21 protein-coding genes are annotated in these 20,016 nt (G+C 73.0%); 6 read left to right on the top strand and 15 right to left on the bottom strand.

Translation table 11 applies throughout. The annotated features are described in order from the left end of the window. Window position 1: 1 nt before the first annotated feature. The 9 genes from AC6JBM_RS30700 to AC6JBM_RS30660 all read right to left on the bottom strand — a co-directional run bounded on the left by AC6JBM_RS30700 (window position 2) and on the right by AC6JBM_RS30660 (window position 7,657). Window positions 2-799, bottom strand: coding sequence for a DUF3050 domain-containing protein (locus AC6JBM_RS30700; protein ID WP_497977513.1), 798 nt, complete (start codon window positions 797-799; stop codon window positions 2-4). A 19-nt stretch (window positions 800-818) separates the two neighbouring features. After that, window positions 819-1,736: a phytanoyl-CoA dioxygenase family protein gene (locus AC6JBM_RS30695; protein WP_497977512.1), complete on the bottom strand. Its 918-nt coding sequence runs from the start codon at window positions 1,734-1,736 to the stop codon at window positions 819-821. Beyond that, complete coding sequence (gene hppD / locus AC6JBM_RS30690; protein WP_497977511.1) at window positions 1,733-2,833, bottom strand: 4-hydroxyphenylpyruvate dioxygenase; 1,101 nt, start codon at window positions 2,831-2,833, stop codon at window positions 1,733-1,735. Before hppD ends, AC6JBM_RS30695 begins: the two co-directional genes overlap by 4 nt. Before the next feature lie 30 nt (window positions 2,834-2,863). Continuing rightward, window positions 2,864-4,126 carry a beta-ketoacyl-[acyl-carrier-protein] synthase family protein gene (locus AC6JBM_RS30685; RefSeq protein ID WP_350609191.1) on the bottom strand — a complete coding sequence of 421 codons (1,263 nt, stop codon included), beginning with the start codon at window positions 4,124-4,126 and terminating at the stop codon, window positions 2,864-2,866. Further along, on the bottom strand, window positions 4,123-4,581 hold the full coding sequence (locus tag AC6JBM_RS30680; RefSeq protein WP_497977510.1) for a beta-ketoacyl synthase chain length factor: 459 nt from the start codon (window positions 4,579-4,581) through the stop codon (window positions 4,123-4,125). The genes AC6JBM_RS30685 and AC6JBM_RS30680 overlap by 4 nt, the downstream gene beginning before the upstream one ends. Next, entirely contained in the window at window positions 4,578-5,645 is a 1,068-nt protein-coding gene (locus AC6JBM_RS30675; RefSeq protein ID WP_497986554.1) for a beta-ketoacyl-[acyl-carrier-protein] synthase family protein, read from the bottom strand. The genes AC6JBM_RS30680 and AC6JBM_RS30675 overlap by 4 nt, the downstream gene beginning before the upstream one ends. Before the next feature lie 73 nt (window positions 5,646-5,718). Continuing rightward, complete coding sequence (locus AC6JBM_RS30670; protein ID WP_497977509.1) at window positions 5,719-5,961, bottom strand: hypothetical protein; 243 nt, start codon at window positions 5,959-5,961, stop codon at window positions 5,719-5,721. Window positions 5,962-5,963: 2 nt separating this feature from the next. Further along, window positions 5,964-6,239, bottom strand: a complete 276-nt coding sequence (locus AC6JBM_RS30665) for an acyl carrier protein (protein ID WP_350609195.1) — start codon at window positions 6,237-6,239, stop codon at window positions 5,964-5,966. After that, window positions 6,236-7,657: a class I adenylate-forming enzyme family protein gene (locus AC6JBM_RS30660; RefSeq protein WP_497977508.1), complete on the bottom strand. Its 1,422-nt coding sequence runs from the start codon at window positions 7,655-7,657 to the stop codon at window positions 6,236-6,238. The genes AC6JBM_RS30665 and AC6JBM_RS30660 overlap by 4 nt, the downstream gene beginning before the upstream one ends. A gap of 727 nt (window positions 7,658-8,384) precedes the next feature. Here AC6JBM_RS30660 and AC6JBM_RS30655 point away from each other — a divergent pair. The 5 genes from AC6JBM_RS30655 to AC6JBM_RS30635 are packed head-to-tail and all read left to right on the top strand — an operon-like array spanning window position 8,385 to window position 12,470. Further along, the gene (locus tag AC6JBM_RS30655; RefSeq protein WP_497977507.1) at window positions 8,385-9,290 is read left to right on the top strand and encodes a methyltransferase domain-containing protein; all 906 of its coding nucleotides are present in this window, start codon (window positions 8,385-8,387) and stop codon (window positions 9,288-9,290) included. 2 nt (window positions 9,291-9,292) lie between these two features. Beyond that, on the top strand, window positions 9,293-9,571 hold the full coding sequence (locus AC6JBM_RS30650; RefSeq protein WP_497977506.1) for a hypothetical protein: 279 nt from the start codon (window positions 9,293-9,295) through the stop codon (window positions 9,569-9,571). Further along, window positions 9,568-10,722, top strand: coding sequence for a glycosyltransferase (locus tag AC6JBM_RS30645; protein WP_497977505.1), 1,155 nt, complete (start codon window positions 9,568-9,570; stop codon window positions 10,720-10,722). The genes AC6JBM_RS30650 and AC6JBM_RS30645 overlap by 4 nt, the downstream gene beginning before the upstream one ends. A 10-nt stretch (window positions 10,723-10,732) precedes the next feature. Continuing rightward, window positions 10,733-11,488 (top strand): ABC transporter permease, encoded by a 756-nt coding sequence (locus AC6JBM_RS30640; RefSeq protein ID WP_350609205.1) that lies wholly within the window; start codon window positions 10,733-10,735, stop codon window positions 11,486-11,488. A 28-nt stretch (window positions 11,489-11,516) separates the two neighbouring features. Next, window positions 11,517-12,470 (top strand): ATP-binding cassette domain-containing protein, encoded by a 954-nt coding sequence (locus AC6JBM_RS30635; protein WP_497977504.1) that lies wholly within the window; start codon window positions 11,517-11,519, stop codon window positions 12,468-12,470. Between the two features lie 238 nt (window positions 12,471-12,708). Here the strand turns inward: AC6JBM_RS30635 and AC6JBM_RS30630 are convergent, their stop codons facing one another. Beyond that, the gene (locus AC6JBM_RS30630; protein ID WP_497977503.1) at window positions 12,709-14,130 is read right to left on the bottom strand and encodes an FAD-binding oxidoreductase; all 1,422 of its coding nucleotides are present in this window, start codon (window positions 14,128-14,130) and stop codon (window positions 12,709-12,711) included. A 215-nt stretch (window positions 14,131-14,345) separates the two neighbouring features. Between AC6JBM_RS30630 and AC6JBM_RS30625 the strand changes: the two genes are divergently transcribed. After that, window positions 14,346-15,215, top strand: a complete 870-nt coding sequence (locus AC6JBM_RS30625) for a fructosamine kinase family protein (protein ID WP_497977502.1) — start codon at window positions 14,346-14,348, stop codon at window positions 15,213-15,215. 109 nt (window positions 15,216-15,324) lie between these two features. Here AC6JBM_RS30625 and AC6JBM_RS30620 read toward each other — a convergent pair whose 3' ends face one another. From AC6JBM_RS30620 to AC6JBM_RS30600, 5 genes are all read right to left on the bottom strand, one after another. Beyond that, complete coding sequence (locus AC6JBM_RS30620) at window positions 15,325-15,678, bottom strand: hypothetical protein (protein ID WP_497977501.1); 354 nt, start codon at window positions 15,676-15,678, stop codon at window positions 15,325-15,327. A 291-nt stretch (window positions 15,679-15,969) separates the two neighbouring features. Continuing rightward, window positions 15,970-16,569, bottom strand: coding sequence for an HD domain-containing protein (locus tag AC6JBM_RS30615; RefSeq protein WP_497977500.1), 600 nt, complete (start codon window positions 16,567-16,569; stop codon window positions 15,970-15,972). 227 nt (window positions 16,570-16,796) lie between these two features. Beyond that, complete coding sequence (locus AC6JBM_RS30610; protein ID WP_497977499.1) at window positions 16,797-17,432, bottom strand: hypothetical protein; 636 nt, start codon at window positions 17,430-17,432, stop codon at window positions 16,797-16,799. Window positions 17,433-17,527: 95 nt separating this feature from the next. Further along, window positions 17,528-17,869, bottom strand: a complete 342-nt coding sequence (locus tag AC6JBM_RS30605) for a hypothetical protein (protein ID WP_497977498.1) — start codon at window positions 17,867-17,869, stop codon at window positions 17,528-17,530. 138 nt (window positions 17,870-18,007) lie between these two features. Then, window positions 18,008-20,014, bottom strand: coding sequence for an SIR2 family protein (locus AC6JBM_RS30600; RefSeq protein ID WP_497977497.1), 2,007 nt, complete (start codon window positions 20,012-20,014; stop codon window positions 18,008-18,010). Window positions 20,015-20,016 lie beyond the last annotated feature (2 nt).

Raw genomic sequence — 20,016 nt, 5'->3', positions numbered from 1 at the left:
CTTAAGCCGGAACGGTCGCGTCGATCTCGGCGAGGATCCCGCTCCACAGCTTCGCCCTGGCGGCCAGGGCGAGGTTGATGGTCGCGGCGCACTCGTCCCACTTGGCCTCGTCGTCGCCGCACAGGTCGGTCACCATCTGCATGGCCATCGGCGTGTGCTGCTCGCCGTCGACCTCGATGTGCCGGGCCAGGTAGTCCACGAACGTGTCGAGCTGCCCGACCTGCTCGTTGACCTTGACGACCTGCTGGAACATGTCCGGGATCAGGTCCTCGCGGCCGAACGCGAACGCGGCCGCCTGGCAGTGCACCGGCGCGGTGTCGATGAGGTGCCAGGTGAGCGCGACGAACTCGGCCGCCGGCGCCGGCACCCCGGCCTGCTCCATCGCGGCCGGCACCGGGGTGCCCGCGCGGAGCAGGTCGATGAAGGCGTCGACGGTCGAGCGGTCGGCGCCGGCCTCGGTCATGCCCTCGAGGTACAGCTCGAAGTGGCTGATGAACCCGCCCCGCAGCTCGTCGCTCTCCTCGACCAGCACGATGTCGTTGATGAGCCGGCGGCTGCCCGTCGGCCCGGTCGGGATCCACGGGACCTCGACGCAGGTGAGGTTGCGCTGCAGCGACTTGAGCAGCGACATGAAGTCCCACACGGCGTAGACGTGGTGCTCCAGGAACGTGCGCACGGCTCGCAGGTCGTCCAGCCGGGCATAGATGGGGTGGGTGACGACCTCCTCGCGGGCGCTCGCGATGAGCTCCTCGAGGCGGTCGATACCGGGGTGGCGCTGGCCCCAGTCGTAACGGGACATGCGATCTCCTTCAGGGGATTCAGGCGTTTCGCCACAGGACCGGGCAGAACTCCGGGTCCGCGTAGTCGGGCCGGCCGTCGGCGGTACGGCGGACCAGGACGTCGTGGTTGTACTGCACGACGTCGCCGCTGGAGAGCTGGAAGGCGCGGTACTCGTTCGAGCCGGGCTGCAGGTGGAACGAGATCGCCCGCCGCGGGCTCCCGCTCACGTTCGCGCCGCTGCCGTGGTAGGTGCGGCAGTGGTGGAAGCTCATGTGCCCCTTGGGGATGACCATCGGCACCTTGCGGACCTCGGCCCCGTTGTGCGCCGCGTTGCGCTCCAGCATCTTCTCGAGGTCGTCGTTGTCGCGGTCGGCGAAGTGCTTCGTGGTCGAGTCGTCGGCGCCGATCTCGTCCCAGCGGTGGCTGCCGTCGACCATCGTGATGGTGCCCATCTCGACGCCGCAGTCGTGGAACGGGATGAACGCGGTGAGCATGTCGTCGGACGTGCACGACTGCCAGTAGTGGCGGTCGAAGTGCCACGGCACGACGTTGGAGGGCTCCCCGGCGATCGGCGGCTTGTAGATGAGCGTCGACTGGAAGATCCGGATCTCGTCGGCCTGGGCGAGCCGGGCCGCGACCGCGCCGAGGATCGGCTTGCGCAGGATGCGCGCGATGTCGTCGCTCTCGTAGTGGACGTAGTCGTTGTGCCGCTGCACCGGGCCCTGCTCGGGCGTCCAGTAGGCCAGCCGGGGCGGGCGCACGGGCAGGGTCCGCGCGCGGTCGCCCGCGTAGAACCGCTCGCTGGCCGCGACGAGCTCGTCCACCTCGTCGTCGGTGAACAGCTTGCGGGTGAGGTACCACCCGCTGCGCGCGTACTGCAGGACCTCCTCGTCGGTCGGCAGCAGCGCGAGGTCCTCCGCCGAGAGCGCGAAGTCGCGTTCGATGGAAACGGTCACAGGACGGTCCTTTCCGAGGCAGTGGTATCGCGGACCGCCGCCAGCTCGCGCTCCTTCGCCGCGTACAGCGCGGGGATGTTGCTCGTGCCGAACGTCCGCGCGCCGTGGCGGTCGATGAGCTCGTTGAAGTACGTGCGCCGGATGTGCGTCGACTTCGCGAAGATCTGGTACATCTGGCCCCAGTGGTCGCGGTCGACGAGGATGCCCAGCGGCCGCAGGTCCTCGACGGGGACGTCGGTCTCGCCGAGGCGCGCCGCGAGCATGTCGTAGTAGCTGCCCGGCGTCTGGGCGAACTCGACGCCCCGCTCGCCCAGCGCGCGCACCGCGCCGACGATGTCGTGGGTGCTCAGGGCGAGGTGCTGCACCCCGGCGCCCTCGTGCCAGGCCAGGAAGTCGTCGATCTGCCCGGCGCGGCGGCTGATGTCGGGCTGGATGAGCGTGAAGGTCACCCCGCCGGACGGGCTCTGCACCACCTTGGACTGCATGCCCTGCTCGCCGACCTCGATGTACTCCTGGAAGATCATCGCGAAGCCGAAGACGCGCTCGTAGTAGGCGACGGTGCTGTCGAGCTCGCCGGCCGGCAGGCACACGGCCGCGTGGTCGATCTCGTGCAGCAGGTCACCGTCGGCCGGCACGGTCGCACCGGCCGGCATGTCGATCAGGCCCGGCAGGAACTGCGGGTCGGTGCGGTCGCGCTGGATCAGCCGGTGCGTCACGTCGCCGAAGCCGGACACCTCCGCGATCACCACCGTCGAGCCGCCGTGCGAGACGGTCCGGGGCTCCTCGATCGGGGTGGCGCCCGCGGCGACCGCCTCCGCGAAGGCCGCCCGGGCGTCGGAGCACCCGAACGCGACGATCGCCACGCCGTCGCCGTGCTGGGCCACGTACCGGCTGGCCCGGTGGCCGCCGGAGAGCCCGGACGTGAGCAGGATCCGGATGTCGCGCTGCCCGAGCAGCACGCTGCGCTGGCCGGTCAGACCGGTCTCCGGGCCGCCCTGCCCGTAGACGCGGAAGCCGTACTGCGCGCAGAGCTGTGCCGCCGCCGCGCGCGCGTCGCCCACGTACAGTTCGACGTGGTCGGTGTCCTGGATATCCATTTGCGGGTCCCTTTCGGGTTTCGGGGCGGGTCAGGCCTTCGTCCACTCGGTCGTCGGCTGGGTGCCGGGCGGGGCGAACACGAGGCTCACGTTGTGGCCGCCGAAGCCGAAGGAGTTGGACAGCGCATGGGTCACCGGCGCCGTGCGGGGTGCGCGCAGGTGGTCCAGGTCGCAGGCCGGATCGGGCTCGTCGAGGTTGTGCGTCGGCGGCAGCACGCCGCGGCGCAGGGCCTCCACCGTCACCGCCGCCTCGGCCACCCCGGAGGCGCCGAGCATGTGCCCGGTGACGCCCTTGGTGGAGCTGACCGGCGGGGTGTGCGGGCCGAACACGGCGCGGATCGCGAGGGACTCGGCGACGTCGCCGAGCTTCGTCGAGGTGCCGTGGGCGTTGACGTACCCGATGTCGGTGGGGGAGAGCCCGGCGTCCGCGACGGCGCGGCGCATGCACTCGGCCGCGGCCGTGCCGTCGGGGCGCGGCGTCGTCGGGTGGTGCGCGTCGTTTGTCGCGCCCCAGCCGAGCAGGTCGGCGTGGCGGGCGGCGCGGCGGGCGTCGGCGTGCTCGGGGCGCTCCAGGATCATGACCCCGGCGCCCTCGCCCAGCACGAGGCCGTTGCGGCGCCGGTCGAACGGGCGGCTCGCCTCGGCCGGGTCGGCCCAGCCGCGGGCCAGGGCGCGGGCGTTGCCGAAGGTGTCGGCCAGGGTCGGGAACAGCGGGGCCTCGCTGCAGCCGCAGACGACGACGTCGGCCTCGCCGGCGCGCAGCAGCCGCAGGCCCTCGCCGATGGACTGGGCACCGGCGGCGCACGCGGTGCCGACCGAGGAGCTGAAACCCATGAGGCCGTACTTCATCGCCACCCGGGCCGCGCCCATGTTCGGCAGCATCCCGGGCAGCAGGTACGGGCTCACCCCGGCCCGCCCGCGCCGGTCGCGCTGCACGGCCTGCGCGTCGAGGGTCGCCAGGCCCCCGGTGCCGGAGAGGATGACGGCCACCCGGTAGGGGTCGACGTCGCGCCCGGCGACGATCCCGGCGTCGGCGAGCGCGGCCTCCGCGGCGGCGAGGGCCATCACGATGTACCGGTCGACGAGCCGCGCGTCCGGGCCGGGCAGCACCGACAGCGGGTCGATCGCGGGGCCGAACGCGGCCACGTCCACGGAGCCGGCCAGCGGATGGTCCTGCGGCGGGCGGGACAGCCCCGAACGGCCCTCGCACATCGCGTCGAAGACCTCGGCGGCCGTACCGCCGACGGGCGTGACGAGTCCGATGCCGGTGACGGCGGCGTGGCGCGCGCTCATGTTGTTCCTTCCGAGAGCAGCACTGCGGTGACGGGGTCCGCGGTGACGTCGATGAGCAGCACCCTTCGGGCGTCCTCGTCGGCCAGCAGGCCCCGGGCCGAATCGAGCGCCGATGCGGTGTCGCACAGGCAGCTCACCGGGCCGGTCAGCCCCCACTTGGCGGCGACGTGGCCGAGCACGGCGTTGGGGACCGACTGGAAGAAGAACAGCGGCCCGATCCGGGTGCCGGCGTCGACCGCCTTGGCCACGTGCTCGGCGCTGGCGATGTCGCCCTCGTCGGTCACCAGCATCACCGCGGTCTCCGGCTCCGGGCCGGGGGCCGCTTCCAGGCAACGCCCGGCGACGGCGGCGATGAGCGGGTTGAAGTCCGAGTGCACGAACCCGGCCAGCTTCGGCGGCTCCACATCGCGGGGCCACTCGGCCGACGTGAGGACGGTGAGTGTTAAGCCACTCATGCCGCGCCCAACAGCAGCGCGGTGTTGGCGCCGCCGAAGGCGGCATTCAGGCTGAGCGCGTAGCCGGGCCCGGCCGGGCGCGGCGCGCCGAGCACGAGCTCGAGCGCGCAGTCCTCGTCGGGCTCCAGGTAGCCCGCGTTGACCGGCAGCAGCCCGCCGCGCAGCGCGTGCAGGGTCACCGCGAGCTCGAGCACGCCGGAGGCCTCCAGGGCCTGCCCGTGCAGCGCCTTGGTCGACGACACCGGCACCGTCGCGGCGTGCTCGCCCAGGGCGGCGCGCAGCGCGAGGGTCTCCGCCGCGTCGCTCTGCGCGGTGCCGGAGCCGTGCGCGTTGACGTAGCCGACCTCGCCGGGCTCGGCCCCGGCCCGGCGCAGGGCGCCCGCGATGGCCCGGGCGAGCCCGCGGCCCTGCGGATGCGGCTGGCACGGGTGGTGCGCGTCCCCGGCGCGGCCCCAGCCGGCCAGGCGGGCGAGGGGCTCGATGCCGCGCTCGCCGGCCGCGGCCGCGGACTCCAGCACCACGGCGCCGGCCCCGTCGCCGAGCAGCAGGCCGCGGCGGCCGGCGCTGAACGGGCGGACCTGCCCGTCGGCGGCGAAGGCGCGGCCGGCGTCGAAGAGAGCGTACTGGTCGGGCTCGACGAGGTACCCGCCGGCGACCACGACCCGGTCCGCCTCGCCGCGCGCGATGATCCCGGCGGCGTCCGCGATCGCGGTGCTCGCCGCGACGCACGCGGAGGTGTAGGCGCGGGACGGGCCGAGCCCGGTGTTGCGCGCGAGGCCGTCCGCGAACGCGCTGCCGCCGTGGCGGGGCCGCTCCGCCGGGGCCGAGCGGGCCAGCCGAGGGTCGCCGTGCACCGCCAGGAACAGCGGCGCGGCGGCCCGCTCGGCGGTGCCCAGCTTCGCCTCGTCGCAGGCCTCGTCGACCAGCCACCACAGCTCGTCGTCGAGGTCGGGGTCGCCCGGCAGCGTGGCCGCGACGCCGACCCGGCGCCCGGCGACGTCGAAGCGGGTGACGGGCGCGAACGCCGGCCGGCCGGCGTCCAGGCCGGCGGCGAGCGCGCCCATGCCCCGGCCGAACGCGCTGAGCACGGCCAGGCCGGTGATCAGCACGTCCGTCTTGCCCTTGCTGTTCACAACGTCACCGGGCGCCCGTCTCGGCCTGTAACTCCGCCAGGACCGCGACGGCACCGTCCACGGTGGACATGCGGGCCAGCTCCTCGTCGGAGAGGTCCAGCACGGTGCCGTAGTGCTGCTCGAGCTGGTGGATCAGCCAGGCCAGCTCGAGGGAGTCGATCCCTTCCGCGACGTCCTCGCGGCGCCGGTCGCCGTAGGTGGCCAGCATCGCGACGACCTGGTCGCGGGACGGTGCCGAAGGTGCCACCGTCAGCTGCCCGCGGCCGCGGGGGCCCGGCGCTCGGCGACGGCGGCGATGAACTCGCCGACGGTCATGCTCGCGAGCTTCTCGGCCTCGTCGTCGTCGAAGCGGACCCCGAAGCGGTCCTCGACGCGCACCGCGAGCTCGGCGAGCGACAGCGACTCGAGGTCGGCGCCGGCCGGGCCGAGCGCGGTGTCGTCGTCGATGTCGTCGGTGCTGTAGTTCATCTCGGTCAGCGAGTCCAGCAGGAACTGCCGGATCTCGGTGGCGGTGTCGTCGCTCATGCCTCGGTGTTTCCTTCCTTCACGGACGCCGCGACCAGCAGGGCGCGGTCGCGGACGAGCTTGCCGGTGGCCGTGCGGGGCAGCTGCTGCACGACGCGCAGCACCCGCGGGCGCTTGAAGGCGGCCAGACGCCGGGCGAGCTCGGCCTGGACCTGCTCGGCGGTGGCGTCCTCGCGCAGCATCACGTACGCCTCGATGGCCTGGTCGTGGGTGACGACGGCGGAGACGACGCCGGGCAGCGCGGCGAGGGTGTGCTCGACCTCGGTGAGGTCGACCTTCAGCCCGCCGACGGAGACCTGCGAGTCGTTGCGGCCCTGGATGCGGAAGCGTCCGGTGGCGGGGTCCACGGTGCCGGCGTCGCGGGTGTGCAGCCAGCCGTCCGCCCAGCGGGCCGGGTCGGACAGGCCCAGGTACGGCGACTCGGCCAGCGACACGAGCAGCTCGCCGTGCTCCTCCCGCACCCGCAGGCCGGGCGCCGGGGTCAGGGCCGGGCGGTGCTCGCCGAAGAGGTCGGTGGCGATGACGCCGACCTCGGTCATGCCGTACATGTTGCCGAGGCGGACGCCGAAGCGCTCCGTGAACGTGTCGTGCACGCCGGCCCGCACGAGCTCGCCGCCGGTGGTCATCCCGGTCAGCTGGGGCAGGCGCGGCGGCGTCGGCCCGGAGGACAGCAGCTCGATGTGGAAGGGCACGCCCAGCAGCGTGGTGGGCTCGGGGCCGGCGGCGACCGCGGCGAGGATGCCGTCCGCGGTCATCCGGGCCGGCACGATCACCTGGGCGCCGGCGTGCAGCCCGTAGAGCAGGCCGCCGACGAGGCCGAGCACGTGGACCATCGAGGCCAGGCACACGATGCGCTCGCCGGGCTGGGGCACGCCGGCCCCGATGGCCACGTAGCGCTCCAGCTCCTCGACGAGGTTGGCGGCGGTGCGCGCGATGACCTTCGACGGCCCGGTCGAGCCGGAGCTGAGCTGGACCAGCGCGTGCGGGGTCTCGGACGGGCGGCCCGGGTAGGTGGCGACGCGCTCCTGCACGTCCTGGAAGCCGCGCAGCGGGCCGCCGGTGGCGTGCTTGGCGGACACGACCGCCTGCGGGGCCAGCCGCTGCAGGGCGGCGTCGATCTCGAACGGGGTGAGCCGGTGGTCCAGCAGGGCCGCCCGGGCGCCCAGGCGCCAGCAGGCCAGCAGGTTCGCGACGAAGGCGAGCGACGGGGCGAGGCAGATCGCCACCGAGTCGCCGGGGCCGCTCGCGCCGATGCCGGCCGCGGCCAGCACCGCCTGGCGCTGCTCGACGAGGCGGCGCAGCTCGGCGCGGGTCACCGGGGCGTCGAGGACCAGGGCGGGGGCGGCGTCCGGGCGTCCGGGCCCGCCGGCCAGCAGCACGTCGTCGACCCAGCTCGGGTCGAGGGCCGGTGCGGTCACCGCGGCACCCCCTTCTTGTTCGTTTCGGCACGACGGATCGGCGGCCGGGGGCACCGCGGCGCCGGAAATGCCGGCGGGCGGTGCGCCGGGGCCGCTCGGGCACACCGCGCGCAGGGTTGAGCCGCTGACCGGGCCGGCCCGCATTGGCCGCCGATCAGCGTGCGCATCCCGGGATGAACACACTGCGAAGAGGTCGAGGGCAAGTGGCGCCTGACGTCCGTCATCGTTGTCCGAACTCAAGTGCCCGCCGCATTGCACAATGAATGGGCACCTCGACTAGGGATAGACCTTACGCAATCGAAGTCGTTTGACAAGAGTGTGCAGCCTGAGCATGTGACGGGATGTCCGATCTGTCACACCACCTCCCGGGAAAACTCGTTTGGATCGTTACGATCGGCATTCTTGCGACGCCGCTGGTCAGCGCGGGTGCCCGCCGCGCGGGCACGCCGGGGATTCGGACATTCGCCCCCATGTGCGCCCGCTTCGGGTCGAGCCGAGGTGTTTCGTCAGTTAATGCGGACATGAACGCGCGTTCATTCGGGCCATCGCGGATATATGGCCTGGACAGGTATCCCGATGGCCCGCATACGCGCGTTTGTGGAAGTTCCACGGCAAACTCCTGGTCATTGACAAGCGCCATCGCGAAGTTCATACAATGGCCGGGCTCGCGCCGACATTGGGGTTCAGCGCGTACTTTCCCGGTACAGTGTTTCGGAGATTTGCGACTGTGAAAGCCGATACCGGTTCCGCATACCCGTCCGCGCCCGCCGGCCCGGGGCTCAACGCCGCGGTCGAGCGCTATTACGACACCACCCTCGATCTGTACGAGGACCTGTGGGGCGAGCACGTGCACCACGGCTTCTGGGACGCGGGTGAGCGCCCCGGCAGCGACGACGAGCGCCACGCCGCCACCGACCGGCTGGTCCGCGAGCTGGTGTCGTACGCCGGCATCCCGGCCGGCGCGCGGGTGCTCGACGTGGGCTGCGGCATCGGCGGCCCGGCGCTGTACCTCGCCGGCCCGCACGGCTGCACGGTCGAGGGCGTGACGCTGAGCGCCGCGCAGGCGGCCCGCGCCAACGAGAAGGCGGCCGCGGCCGGGCTCGGCGAGCGGGCCCGCTTCCACCAGCGCGACGCGCTCGACAACGGCTTCCCGGACGCGTCCTTCGACGCGCTGTGGGCCGTGGAGAGCCTCATGCACATCGCCGACCGCGTGGCCTTCTTCGCCGAGGCGATGCGGCTGCTGCGCCCGGGCGGGGTCCTCGCCATCGCCACCTGGTCGGTGCGCGACGGGGAGCTCGACGCCGAGGAGCACCGCGTCGTCGACCAGATCCTGCGCCACCAGGTGATGCCGAGCTTCTCGTCGCTGGAGGAGCACGAGCGGCTCGCCACCGCGGCCGGGTTCACCGACGTGTCCAGTGTGGACTGGAGCGCGAACGTCGCCAACTCCTGGGAGCCGACCTTCGCCCAGGTGCGGGAGCTGGACAACGGCCGGGCGATGATGCGCGACCTGGCCCGCGACCGGGGCGTGGACGTGCTCGGCTTCTTCTACGCCGGCCCGCTCATGCTCAAGGGCTTCAGCACCGGCGCGATGACCTACGGCGCGGTCCGCGCGACGAAGCCGGCCGGGGACTGACCATGTCCACGCCGACGCAGCTCGCGGTCACGCACCTGCTGCGGGAGGTGACGGGGGAGGACGCCGCGTGGGCAGCCGGGATCGGCCCCGGGACGCGGCTCGACGGCGATCTGTTCCTGGACAGCCTCGAGCTGGCCGCGCTCGCGCAGGGCCTCGCGGCCCGGTTCGGGCCGGCCGTCGACCTGGCCGGGTTCGTCGCCGGGCTCGACCTCGACGCGCTGCTGAGCCTGAGCGTCGCCGACGTCGTGTCCTATGTGGACAGCACCCGCGGTACGACATGAAGCTCCTGTTCTTGTCCCTGCCCCTGACCGGGCACGTCAACCCGATGGCGGCGGTCGCGGCCGCCCTGACCCGGCGCGGCCACGAGGTGCTGTGGGCCGGCTCGGAGTCGTTCCTGCGGCCGCTGCTCGGCGACGCCGCGCACATCCACCCGATCCCGCTGCGCGCGCACCGCGGCCAGGCCGAGCGCGGCCTCGACGCGACCCGCTCGCGCTGGGAGGGCTACATCGTCCCGCACGCGAAGAGCACCCGGAAGGGCGTCGACGCGGCGATCGAGGCGTTCCGGCCCGACCTGCTCGTCGTCGACCAGCACGCGATCGCCGGGGCCATCGCCGCGCACGCGCACGGCCTGCGCTGGGTCTCCGTCGCACCGACCACGATGGAGCTGACCCGGCCCTTGCGCCGCGGCCTGCCCCGGGTCGAGGAGTGGATCCTCGGGCAGCTCGCCGCGGCCTGGACCGCCGCCGGGCAGCCCGGCGAGCCCCCGCACGACCTGCGCTTCTCCCCGCACGGCACGATCGCCTTCACCGCGGGCGCCCTGGCCGGAGCGCCGGCTGCCGGGGTGAGGCTCGTCGGCCCGGCCCTCGCCGGGCGCGCGCCGGACCCCGATTTTCCGTTCGACTGGCTGGACCCCGGGCGCAAGCACGTGCTCGTCACCATGGGCACCCTGTCGATGGACCTGGCCAAGGACTTCTACCGCCGCATCGCCGAGGCCCTCGCGCCGCTCGGCGACCGGCTCCAGGCCATCGTGGTCGCGCCCGACGGCACGCTCGACGAGCCCGCCGGCCACGTGCTCGTCCGCCGCCGCGTGCCGGTGCTCGACCTGCTGCCGCACCTGCACGCCGTCGTCGCGCACGGCGGCCTCAACACGGTCTCCGAGGCGCTGGTGCACGGCGTCCCGCTCGTCATCGCGCCGATCAAGGGCGATCAGGCGCTCAACGCCGAAGCGGTGCGGGCGGCCGGCGCCGGCGTGCGGGTCTCCTTCGACCACATCCGGCCCGAGGCGCTGCGCGGGCACCTGCTGCACCTGCTCGACGACCCGGCGTTCGCCGCGGCCGCGCGGGCGGAGGGCGACCGGCTGCTGGCCGGCGGGGGAGCCGAGGCGGCGGCCGACATCCTCCAGGCACTGGCTCAGGCACACCACAACGATTGAGGCGATCCCCGTGAAAGTACTGCGCGACACCTGGCTCATCTTCCAGCGCAACATGCTGCTCATGCTCCGCTCCCCGCTGTGGGTCGTCCTCGGCATCGCGCAGCCGGTGGTGTACCTCATCCTGTTCGCCCCGCTGCTCAAGCCGGCCCTGAACGCCCCCACGATGCTCGACGCCTACCGCGTCTACGTGCCCGGCATGCTGGTCGCGCTGGCCATCGGCGGCGGCCTCTACGTCGGCTTCGGGCTGCTCGGCGACCTCGCCAACGGCAGCATCGAGCGGGCGCGGGTCACCTCCGTCAGCCGGGTCGCGCTGCTGCTCGGCCGCGCCCTGCGCGACGTGGTGACGGTCCTCGTGCAGGCGGTCATCATCACCGTGCTGTCGCTGCCGTTCGGGCTCATCCTCAACGTCGGCTACATCCTGCTCGGCTACGCCATCCTGGCCCTGATCAGCCTCGCGGCCGCCGCGATCTCCTACGGCATCGCCATCAAGGTGAACAACGCCAACGTGCTCGGCCAGGTCATCAACAACGTCGCCCAGCCGCTGATGCTGCTGTCCGGCACGCTGCTGCCGCTGACGCTCGCGCCGCTGTGGCTGAAGACGGTCGCCGACTACAACCCGTTCAACTGGGCCGTCACCGGGATGCGCAAGCTCTACGCCGGATACCCCGGCGACGTCCACGTCTGGGGCTCCATCGTCTTCTGCGGCGCGGTCGTCGTCGTCGCCATCGTGTGGTCGTCGAGCCTCTTCGCGCGCTCGGTCAAGTAGCCCGCCTCGGTTCTCTCGGGAGATTGTCATGATCAAGACCAAGGGGCTCAAGAAGTCCTACAAGACCAAGGCGAAGCGCCAGACCACCGAGGTCGAGGCGGTCAAGGGGATCGACCTCGACGTCGCCGAGGGCGAGATCTTCGGCTTCCTCGGCCCGAACGGCGCCGGCAAGACCACGACCCTGCGGGTGCTGGCCACGCTGCTGCCGCTCGACGACGGCGAGGCCACCATCGCCGGCGCGAACCTGCGCACCGAGCAGGCCGCCGTCCGCCGCGCGATCGGCTTCGTGGCGCAGGGCGGCAGCACCTCCGACGACGTCACCGCGCGGGAGGAGCTGATCCTGCAGGCGCGGATGTACGGCATGAGCCGCTCCACCGCCGCCACGCGCGCCGCCGAGGTCATCGAGTCCTTCGAGCTGACCGACTTCGCCGACCGCAAGTGCAAGACCTACTCGGGCGGCCAGCGGCGCCGGCTCGACATCGCGCTCGGCGTCATCCACCGCCCGCAGGTGCTCTTCCTCGACGAGCCGACCACCGGCCTCGACCCGCAGAGCCGCGCCCACATGTGGGACGAGGTGCGCCGCCTGCGCGAGGAGGGCATGACGGTCTTCATCACCACGCACTACCTCGACGAGGCCGACGCCCTCTGCGACCGCATCGCCATCATCGACCACGGCGAGGTCGTCGCCGAGGGCACGCCGGACGCGCTCAAGCGGGAGATCTCCGGCGACGTGGTGACCGTCGGCGTCGGCGACGCCGTCGAGGAGGCGGCGGCGCTGCTCAAGGCCCAGGCGTTCGCCCGGGACGTGGAGGTCCGCGACGACGGCGAGCTGCGGCTGACCGTCGAGTCCGGCGACACCGCGATCCCGCAGATCATGCGGGCGCTCGAGGGCGGCGGGGTCTCGCTGACCACGATCGAGCTGCACCGCCCGACCCTCGACGACGTGTTCCTCACCAAGACGGGGCGCTCGCTGCGGGACTGAGCTTTTCGTCCCCGGAACACACAGACGGGCGGCCCGCGCTGGGGCCGCCCGTCGTCCGTGTCCGAACACGGCGAGGTCCGCCGCTCGAGGGAGCGCGGCGATCCGGTGGTGGTGCGGCTTTCCGGCCGGCGGCCGGTCCGAACCGCGCTCGGCTCGAGGCCTCACGCGCCCGGCTGCCGGGCCGTTCCCTTCGAGCATCGTCCCGCCGCCGGGACGGTGTCAACCAGAGCTTTTTCAGTTAACTGTCGTGTCCGGAGTCCACAGTGGACAGCCGGATCGACTGGGGGTGGTGGAAGACGTCCTGCGGGTCGTACGCCGCCTTGACCGCCTGCAGGCGCGGGTAGTTGGCGCCGTAGTACGCCGCGGGCCAGTCCCGCAGATCGCGGTCGGCGTAGTTCTGGTACACCTCGCCGGTCAGATGGGGAAGCAGCGCCTCGTGGAAGTCGTCGATCCACGCGACGTTCGCGTCCGTCTCCTCGTCGCCGGGCCACTGCGCGATCACGGAGACATAGTGCAGGGCGCCACGGTGCACGAACGCGGTGGCGTCGGCCGGAACCCGGGCGATCGCGCCACCCGCGAGCAGGTCGAAGCGCACCATGGAGAACCCGGACGGCGCGCGCCGGAACCCCTCGATCAGCACGTCGAAGGCGTCCTCGTCGAAGCCTTCCTCCTGGAAGTACCCGCCGAGCCACTTCGACTGCAGGCCGTACACGATCTCCTCGCCCATGACCGTCATCATGTCGAGGTAGCCGGTCTCGCCGATGGAGCTGAACAGCGGCTCCCCGAGCGCGTGCACGGGGGCGAACGCGGCCTCGGCCTCGGCGGGCGGCCCGACGTACATGCCGTACATCCCGATGACGGGCTCGCCGTCCGGGTACGGCTCGGTGGTCAGCAGCAGGCAGAGCGCGAGCCGGTCGTCGGCGCGGTCCTTGTAGAGGTCGCGGTAGGCGGCGAAGACCTCCTTGGCCCGCTCGAACGGCCAGGCGACCATGCCGCCGACGACGGTCTTGGGGAGCGGGTTGAGCCGGTACGTCAGGCTCGTCACGACCCCGAACCCGGCTCCGCCGGCGCCGCGCAGCGCCCAGAACAGGTCGGCGTGCTCGTGCTCGTTCGCGGTCAGCCGCTCGCCGTCGGCGTTGACGAGCTCGACCTCCACGATGTGGTCGCAGCCGAGCCCGTACGTGCGGCCGAGCGGCCCGTACCCGCCGCCGAGGCTGTAGCCGGCGTTGCTGACCGTGGGGCACTCGCCGCCGGGCCCGGCCAGCCCGTACTCGAGGCCGTCGTCGCCGGTCTCGCTGTACCCCGCGTAGGTGACCCGGTCGATCTCGCGCCACCCCACGCCCGGCCCGACCTTGACGGTCCTCGCCGCCGCGTCGAACTCGATCTGCCCCATCCCGCCGACGTCGACGACGACGCCACCCTCCACAAGGGACAGCCCGCTGGCGTGGTGCCCGCCGCCGCGGACGGAGAGCGGCAGCTTCTGGTCGCGCGCGTACTTGATGGCGGCGGCCACGTCTTCGGCGCTGGTGCAGCGCGCGATGAGCGCGGGCCGGGTGCGCACGCGGGTGTTGAACAGCACCCGGGCGCCCTCGTACGCGGGGTCGTAGGGGGTGAGGAGCTCGCCGTGGAAGTTCGCCAGGGGGGTCAGGTCCAACCGCACCGGCCGATCTTGTCACCGCAGCCACGCTTCGTCCACCGTTCTCGATCACTTCGGTGACGGCGCTCCACGTTCCCGACGTCCCCGCGAAGCCGGACAATCACCGGAATCTCGCCCAATTCGCGCGCCCGCGCGGCCCGCCACCGGTGCCGAGCCGGGCGGGCGGCAGCCATGGTGGCCCGGCCGGCCACTGCGCCCCGCCGCGTACCGTGTCAGGCATGTCGATCGACCTCCTGCGCGATCAGGTGGCCGGCGCCGGCCTCGGCGAGGTCTGCGCCGTCGAGCGCGCCGCGGGCGGGTTCGCGGCCGAGTCGGCCCTCGTACGCCTCCGGTCCGGGCGGGAGGTCTTCGCCAAGACGCTGGCCGAGCCGCCGGGCGAGGACGTCTTCGAGGTCGAGGCCGAAGGGCTCGCGGCCCTCCGCGCGGCCGGGCCGGCCACGCCGGACGTCCTGGCGGTCGGCCGCGGCGTGCTGGTGCTGAGCCGCCTGCTGCCGCGGCGCGACGAGGCCGGAACATGGGAGCGGCTCGCGCACGACCTCGCCCGCCAGCACGCGGTGACGTCGCCGCGCTTCGGCTGGCATCGCAACGGCTGGCTGGGCACCCATCGGCAGGTCAACACCTGGGAGGACAACGGCCACAGCTTCTTCGCGCGCCATCGGCTGCTGCGGTGGCTGCCGAACCCGAGGCTTCGCGGCAAGCTCGGCGCGCCCGACCGCCGGGCGCTCGAGCGGCTGTGCGACCGGCTGCCCGAACTCCTGCCCGAGCGCCCGGCGAGCCTCACACACGGCGACTTCTGGGCGCAGAACATCATGACCACCCAGGACGGGCGGCCTGCCGTGGTCGACCCCGCCGTGTCATATACCTGGGCGGAGGTGGACCTGAGCCACCTGTGGTGCTCGCCGCACCCACCGGCCGCCGAGCGCTTCTTCGCCGTCTACGCGGAGGTCACCGGCCTCGACGCCGGCTGGCGCGAGCGCATGCCGCTGCTGCACCTGCGTCAGCTGCTCGCGCTCGTCGCCATGTTCGACGACGACTGGGGCTCGACGGACTCGGTCCGCGGGTTGCTGGCGCCGTTCCGCGACCGATGACCGTCCGGGCCCGGCCGGCCTGACCACGGCAGGGGGACCGGATCGACGGCGGCACCGTGGTGTGGTCGCGGCGCCCGGGCCTGCTCGAGGTGGACGCACGCGTGGTCGATCACCGCCTGGTCACGTTCGTGCGGCACCAGTGGCAGCACGGCCTGCACGGCGCGGTCGCGGCCACCGGCTGCAGGCCGTGGCAGCTGGCCGTCGCCGCGGCGAGCGGGCTGCGGGTGCCGCGCACGCTCGTCACCAACGCGCCGAGCTGGCCCGGCCCGGCCACCGTACGTTCTTCAAGCCGCTGACGCCGCTGCTGTTCCACCTGGGCGAGACGCGCGAGTTCACCGAGGGCCTCGCGACCGGCGAGACGCTCGAACTGGCGATCTTCCAGCAGCGCGTCGAGCGCGGCGTGGATCTGCGCCTGTTCGTCGTCGGCGACCGGGTCGTGCCCGCGGCCGTGCGCAGCCGGCACGAGGAGCTCATCGACTGGCGCGTCGACCCCGACACGGGTCGGTCGCCGCCGCGGTCGCCGCCATCGCTGGCGGGTCAACTGCTCCCGGATGCTGGCCGGGCACCTGCTGACCCGACGGCCCGACTGACGGCGGCCAGTTCGACGGGCAGGCACTCGCGGTGCTGAAGTCGGCCGCGCGTGACGTGTCGGTGGCGTGGAGGTCGTCGGGGGCTCCGGCGCGGGTGGTAATCGGTCGCGTCGAGCGCCCAGGCCAAGCCGCCGACGTCGAGATCCTCAAGGTCGATCAGCCGGTCACGGGGCGGTTGCGGCCGGTGGTTGCGGATCACCGGTGGCCGCGGCGAACTCGCCCACCAGCCGCCGCAGCCGGGTCACCACGGGCCGGTCCCCGAGCTTGCCTTCGAGCACCCCGAGCACCTCGCGGTAGTTCCACAGCAGCTCCCCGGCCGTGCGGGTGCTCCGCGCGAACAGCGCGGGCCCGAACCGGTGCAGATCGTCCACAAGGGACTGCAGGCTGCACACCTTGTCGGCCGCGATGACGAGCAGCGACTCGGCCCCGGCCTCCGAGCTCATGCGGCCGAGGTGCTCGCGCTTGCGCTCCCACCAGGTGAGGGCGCGCCGCTCGTCGGCGTCGGCGTCGGTGCAGTCGTGCACGATGCGGTACACCTCGTCGCCGAACACCGCCCGCAGCGCGCCGCGGCCCGTGGGCTGGTCCTCGAGCACGTCGTGCAGCAGGGCGCCGATCGCGGCCGTCTCGCCGCCGCCCTCCTCCAGCACGATCGCGCACGTGGCGAGCAGGTGCGAGACGTACGGGGTGCCGGTGTTGTGCCGCACCTGGGCACCGTGGCGGCGCGCGGCGTAGGTGAGCGCCTCCTCGAACCTCGGTGACAGCAACCCGGTGCCCCCTCGGGGCGAGAGGAAGAATCGATCGCGCGGTGCACCACCCCGGCGGCGGCTCCCATATTTTCAGGCTTAGTTTAGCCGACGCGTCCTAATCGATCTCGTATTCGATCACCACTCGGTCACCATCGGTAGCAGAGGCGTCGCGTAGAGGCGGGGAGTGGCGGGCGCGGAGAGCGGAGGCGGGTAGGTGGGGCGGAGACCAGGAGGAGTGGTGGCGGTCAGGAGAGCATCGCGGCTATGTCCTCGAGCTGGCGCACCACCTCGGCCCGGCTCAGGCGGCGGCCCAGCTGCACCCCACCCCGAGGGGGCGGCTCGTCCTGCCGGTAGTACACCTGCGACTCGCGTTTCTCCCGGGGACCGCGCAGCACCAGCGTCGCGCAGGCCTGGGTGCGGTCCGTCACGGCCTGGTGCACGATCGTCGCCGTCGTCTCGTACTGGCCCCGCAGCGGGGCGCGCTCCACGGTGCGGAAGGGCTCCAGGCCGACATCGCCGGTGAAGGAGACGTACGCGATCCGCCCGCCGAGGTAGGGGCGGTAGGTGAAGCGGCGCCACGGGGTCGTCGAGCGGGTCTCGGCCAGCTCGATGAAGTGCTGGCGGCCGCCCAGGAGGATCGAGCGGAAGGGGAAGCGGTGGTCGTGCGGGCGGGAGACGTGCTCGCGCTCGGCCGGGTCGGCGGGCCAGTAGTGCAGGGTGAGGCGGCTGCCGTCGGGGTACTGCGCGGCGACGATCTTCGTGAAGCCGTTGACGTGGCGGTAGGGGCGGCCGGCGGGCTCGCGGCCGGCCCGGACCTCCGCGGTCAGCCGCTGCAGGAGCTCGCCCACGTCGAGGCGGGGGAGGAGCAACGTGTCACCCACGGCGCGTCCTTAGGTCGCGGTGAAGCCTGACAGCTGAAGCGTGGCACAGATCGGACGCGCGAACGTGCGCCGGCCCGGGATACACCCTCGAAGGGCTAGCGCTTCGTGAAGCGTTCGGCCGCGTCGATCACGCGCCTCAGGGTGTCACCCGTGGCCTCGCGCAGCAGCCTCGCCGGGGAGCGGCCCGCGATGCCCGCGGCGCCCACCTCGCGCAGCCACCCCGCCGCCGCGCCGAGCCGGTTGGCCCGTGCGAAGGCGTCGGCCACCTCGACCGCGCCCTGGAGGCGCGCGCCGAACTCCGGCCAGCGCCGCCGGTCGCCCCGCCACCGGTGGAACTCGCCCACCGTGGCGGCGCCCGCGATGTACGCCGTCAGTTCCTCGCCCAGTAACGACACGCAGCGATCAATCCCGCTCGCCGACAGGACCCCCACCGTCATGCCACAAACGCTACCTGCAGAACGCGAGGTCAGCGACCCTACGAATCCAAGAACCGGACATATACGAAAAATCCGATATGTCGCGGCGCGAAGCGCCCGACATATCGGAGCCAAGCGCCCGACATATCGGATTAACACCTAGCCGAGGTAGAAGGACGAGACGTCCGAGGCGAGCAGGTCCAGCACCGGCACCCCAGCGTCCAAGGCCGCCGCGAACGCCGACCAGGAGTCGAGGTGGTAGCCGCCCGCCTCCGGGAACGACTCGCCGGTCAGGTACCGCGGCAGGAGAAACGCGTTCTGGACGAGCCAGTGCACGTACCCGCCCTCCGAACCCCATCCCGGCAGGCCGCGCGTCGAGGACAGGTACGCGCGCAGCTCCTCCGGCGACGCCCACCGGACCATGCGCGACTCGTTGGTCAGGTGCTTGATGTACGGGTTGTAGAGCAGCGTCCCGCCGAGGCCGAAGTGCTCGCGGAACTGCTCCCAGAGGAGGCGCTCGTCCGAGCCCGCGTACGCCATCACCTCGGCCGCCGGCTCGGTCTCCAGCAGGTGGTGCAGGTAGGACCAGGTGGTCAGCGGCGTCAGGAGACGGTTCGCGTCCTTGCTCAGCAGCGTCTGCACGATCGCCCCGGCGTTGCGCTCCAGGTCGTGCAGGGCCAGGTGCGGGACGACCTTGATGGCGGCCAGCACGCTGTAGAGCGACGGGTTGCGCTCGCCGTAGAAGATCCGGGCCACCGACCACGGGTCCGTCGGGCGCTCCAGCGACACCGCGGCCGTGGCCACGTAGTCCTGCAGCGACGCCACCTCCGGCGCCGCGTCGGGGTCGACGCGGCGCATCCAGCGGGTGAGGTCGGCGGCGAACTCGGCGCTGAGCGCCTCGCGGCCGGTGACGCCGAAGTCGTCGAGACACACGACCACGCGCACCCCGCGGGCGCTCAGCGCCGCGGCGGTCAGCGACTGCACGGCGTTGATGAGCGACGCCCGGGCCCGCAGCCGGACCGGCCAGAAGAGCAGCCTGGGGCGCTGGGGCTCGGCCGCCCAGTCCACGCCCCAGCCGTAGCGCCGTTCGAGCTGGCGGAGCAGGGGCAGTACACCTTCGGGAACGGTGTTGCCGGGCTGCGAGAACAGCTCGCGCTCCCACTCGAGGTGGCGCACCCGGCGCCGCGGGTCGGCGCGGGGACCGGCCGGGGGCACCTCGAGCCGGTCCGCGAGGCCGGTGAACAGGTCGTCGCCGTGGATGTCGGTGAAGAACTCGACCAGCCCGGCGAGGCGGTCGGGCAGCAGCAGCGGAGCCGCGTCGTGCAGCGCCCACAGCACCCGGACCGGCCGCGACGCCGCCACGGCCCGCAGGGCGCCGGTGACGACGTCGTCCCAGCCGCTGTACCCCACGACGAGCACGACATCGCCCGTGACCAGCTCCGCGAGGGCCCGCGAGTGGGACTGCGACGCGGTGGCGTCCGGCGCCGGGTCGTGCAGCAGCGGCGAGCGCGCCTCCTCGCTGACCGGCCGCCAGAACCCGTGGAGGTGGAACACCTGCACGGCGCCCTCGCCCTCGGGGCGGCGGTCGGGGCGGCCGTCGGGCGCGACCGGGACGCTGAGCGCCTGCCGGCCCGTCTGGCGGACCGCGACCTCGAAGAGCGGGTCGAAGTTCGTGGTGAGGATGCTGTTGCCGAACTCGTCGGGCCGCCCGGCCAGCAGCCGCCCGACCGCCCGGACCCCGGCCGGCAGCTCCCACCAGTCCAGGCTGTTCTCGACCCGCTCGCCGAGGCGCAGGTCGACGCGCTGCCAGATGCCGTGCGTGGCCAGCGGCGAGGAGTTGAGATCGGGCGCCCGGTAGCCCGCGAGCACGGCCTGCTGGGCGACGACGTCGAACTCGCCGGGGGAGCGGCGGGCGGTGAAGACGCGGCGGTACGCCAGGTAGAGCTCGATCGGCAGCGCGTGCGGGTCGAGCCCCTCGCGCGCCTGCCGCAGCGCCTGCGTCAGCTCGCCGTCGTCGCCGAGCCCGGCCGCGTACCGGTCCGCGAGCTCGACGAGGTCGCCGAGCCCGGGCACCACCGGCATCGTCATCCCGGCGCCGAGGATGAGTGTCACCGTCCCGCCGTGGCGGATCGCGGACACGATCTCGTCGATCAGCCTCAGTTCCATGG

The organism is Dactylosporangium thailandense, assembly GCF_059739745.1.
Note: the sequence above shows the minus strand (reverse complement) of the source record. Positions and strands in the feature narration are given on the sequence as shown.

What these genes read in the sequence shown, in the direction of transcription:
- AC6JBM_RS30685 (WP_350609191.1), bottom strand. Translation starts at nt 4,126, where the DNA reads ATGAGCGCGCGCCACGCCGCCGTCACCGGCATCGGACTCGTCACGCCC.
- hppD (WP_497977511.1), bottom strand. Translation starts at nt 2,833, where the DNA reads ATGGATATCCAGGACACCGACCACGTCGAACTGTACGTGGGCGACGCG.
- AC6JBM_RS30675 (WP_497986554.1), bottom strand. Translation starts at nt 5,645, where the DNA reads ATGGGCGCGCTCGCCGCCGGCCTGGACGCCGGCCGGCCGGCGTTCGCG.
- AC6JBM_RS30600 (WP_497977497.1), bottom strand. Translation starts at nt 20,014, where the DNA reads ATGGAACTGAGGCTGATCGACGAGATCGTGTCCGCGATCCGCCACGGC.
- AC6JBM_RS30700 (WP_497977513.1), bottom strand. Translation starts at nt 799, where the DNA reads ATGTCCCGTTACGACTGGGGCCAGCGCCACCCCGGTATCGACCGCCTC.
- AC6JBM_RS30650 (WP_497977506.1), top strand. Translation starts at nt 9,293, where the DNA reads ATGTCCACGCCGACGCAGCTCGCGGTCACGCACCTGCTGCGGGAGGTG.
- AC6JBM_RS30680 (WP_497977510.1), bottom strand. Translation starts at nt 4,581, where the DNA reads ATGAGTGGCTTAACACTCACCGTCCTCACGTCGGCCGAGTGGCCCCGC.
- AC6JBM_RS30625 (WP_497977502.1), top strand. Translation starts at nt 14,346, where the DNA reads ATGTCGATCGACCTCCTGCGCGATCAGGTGGCCGGCGCCGGCCTCGGC.
- AC6JBM_RS30665 (WP_350609195.1), bottom strand. Translation starts at nt 6,239, where the DNA reads ATGAGCGACGACACCGCCACCGAGATCCGGCAGTTCCTGCTGGACTCG.
- AC6JBM_RS30635 (WP_497977504.1), top strand. Translation starts at nt 11,517, where the DNA reads ATGATCAAGACCAAGGGGCTCAAGAAGTCCTACAAGACCAAGGCGAAG.
- AC6JBM_RS30645 (WP_497977505.1), top strand. Translation starts at nt 9,568, where the DNA reads ATGAAGCTCCTGTTCTTGTCCCTGCCCCTGACCGGGCACGTCAACCCG.
- AC6JBM_RS30605 (WP_497977498.1), bottom strand. Translation starts at nt 17,869, where the DNA reads ATGACGGTGGGGGTCCTGTCGGCGAGCGGGATTGATCGCTGCGTGTCG.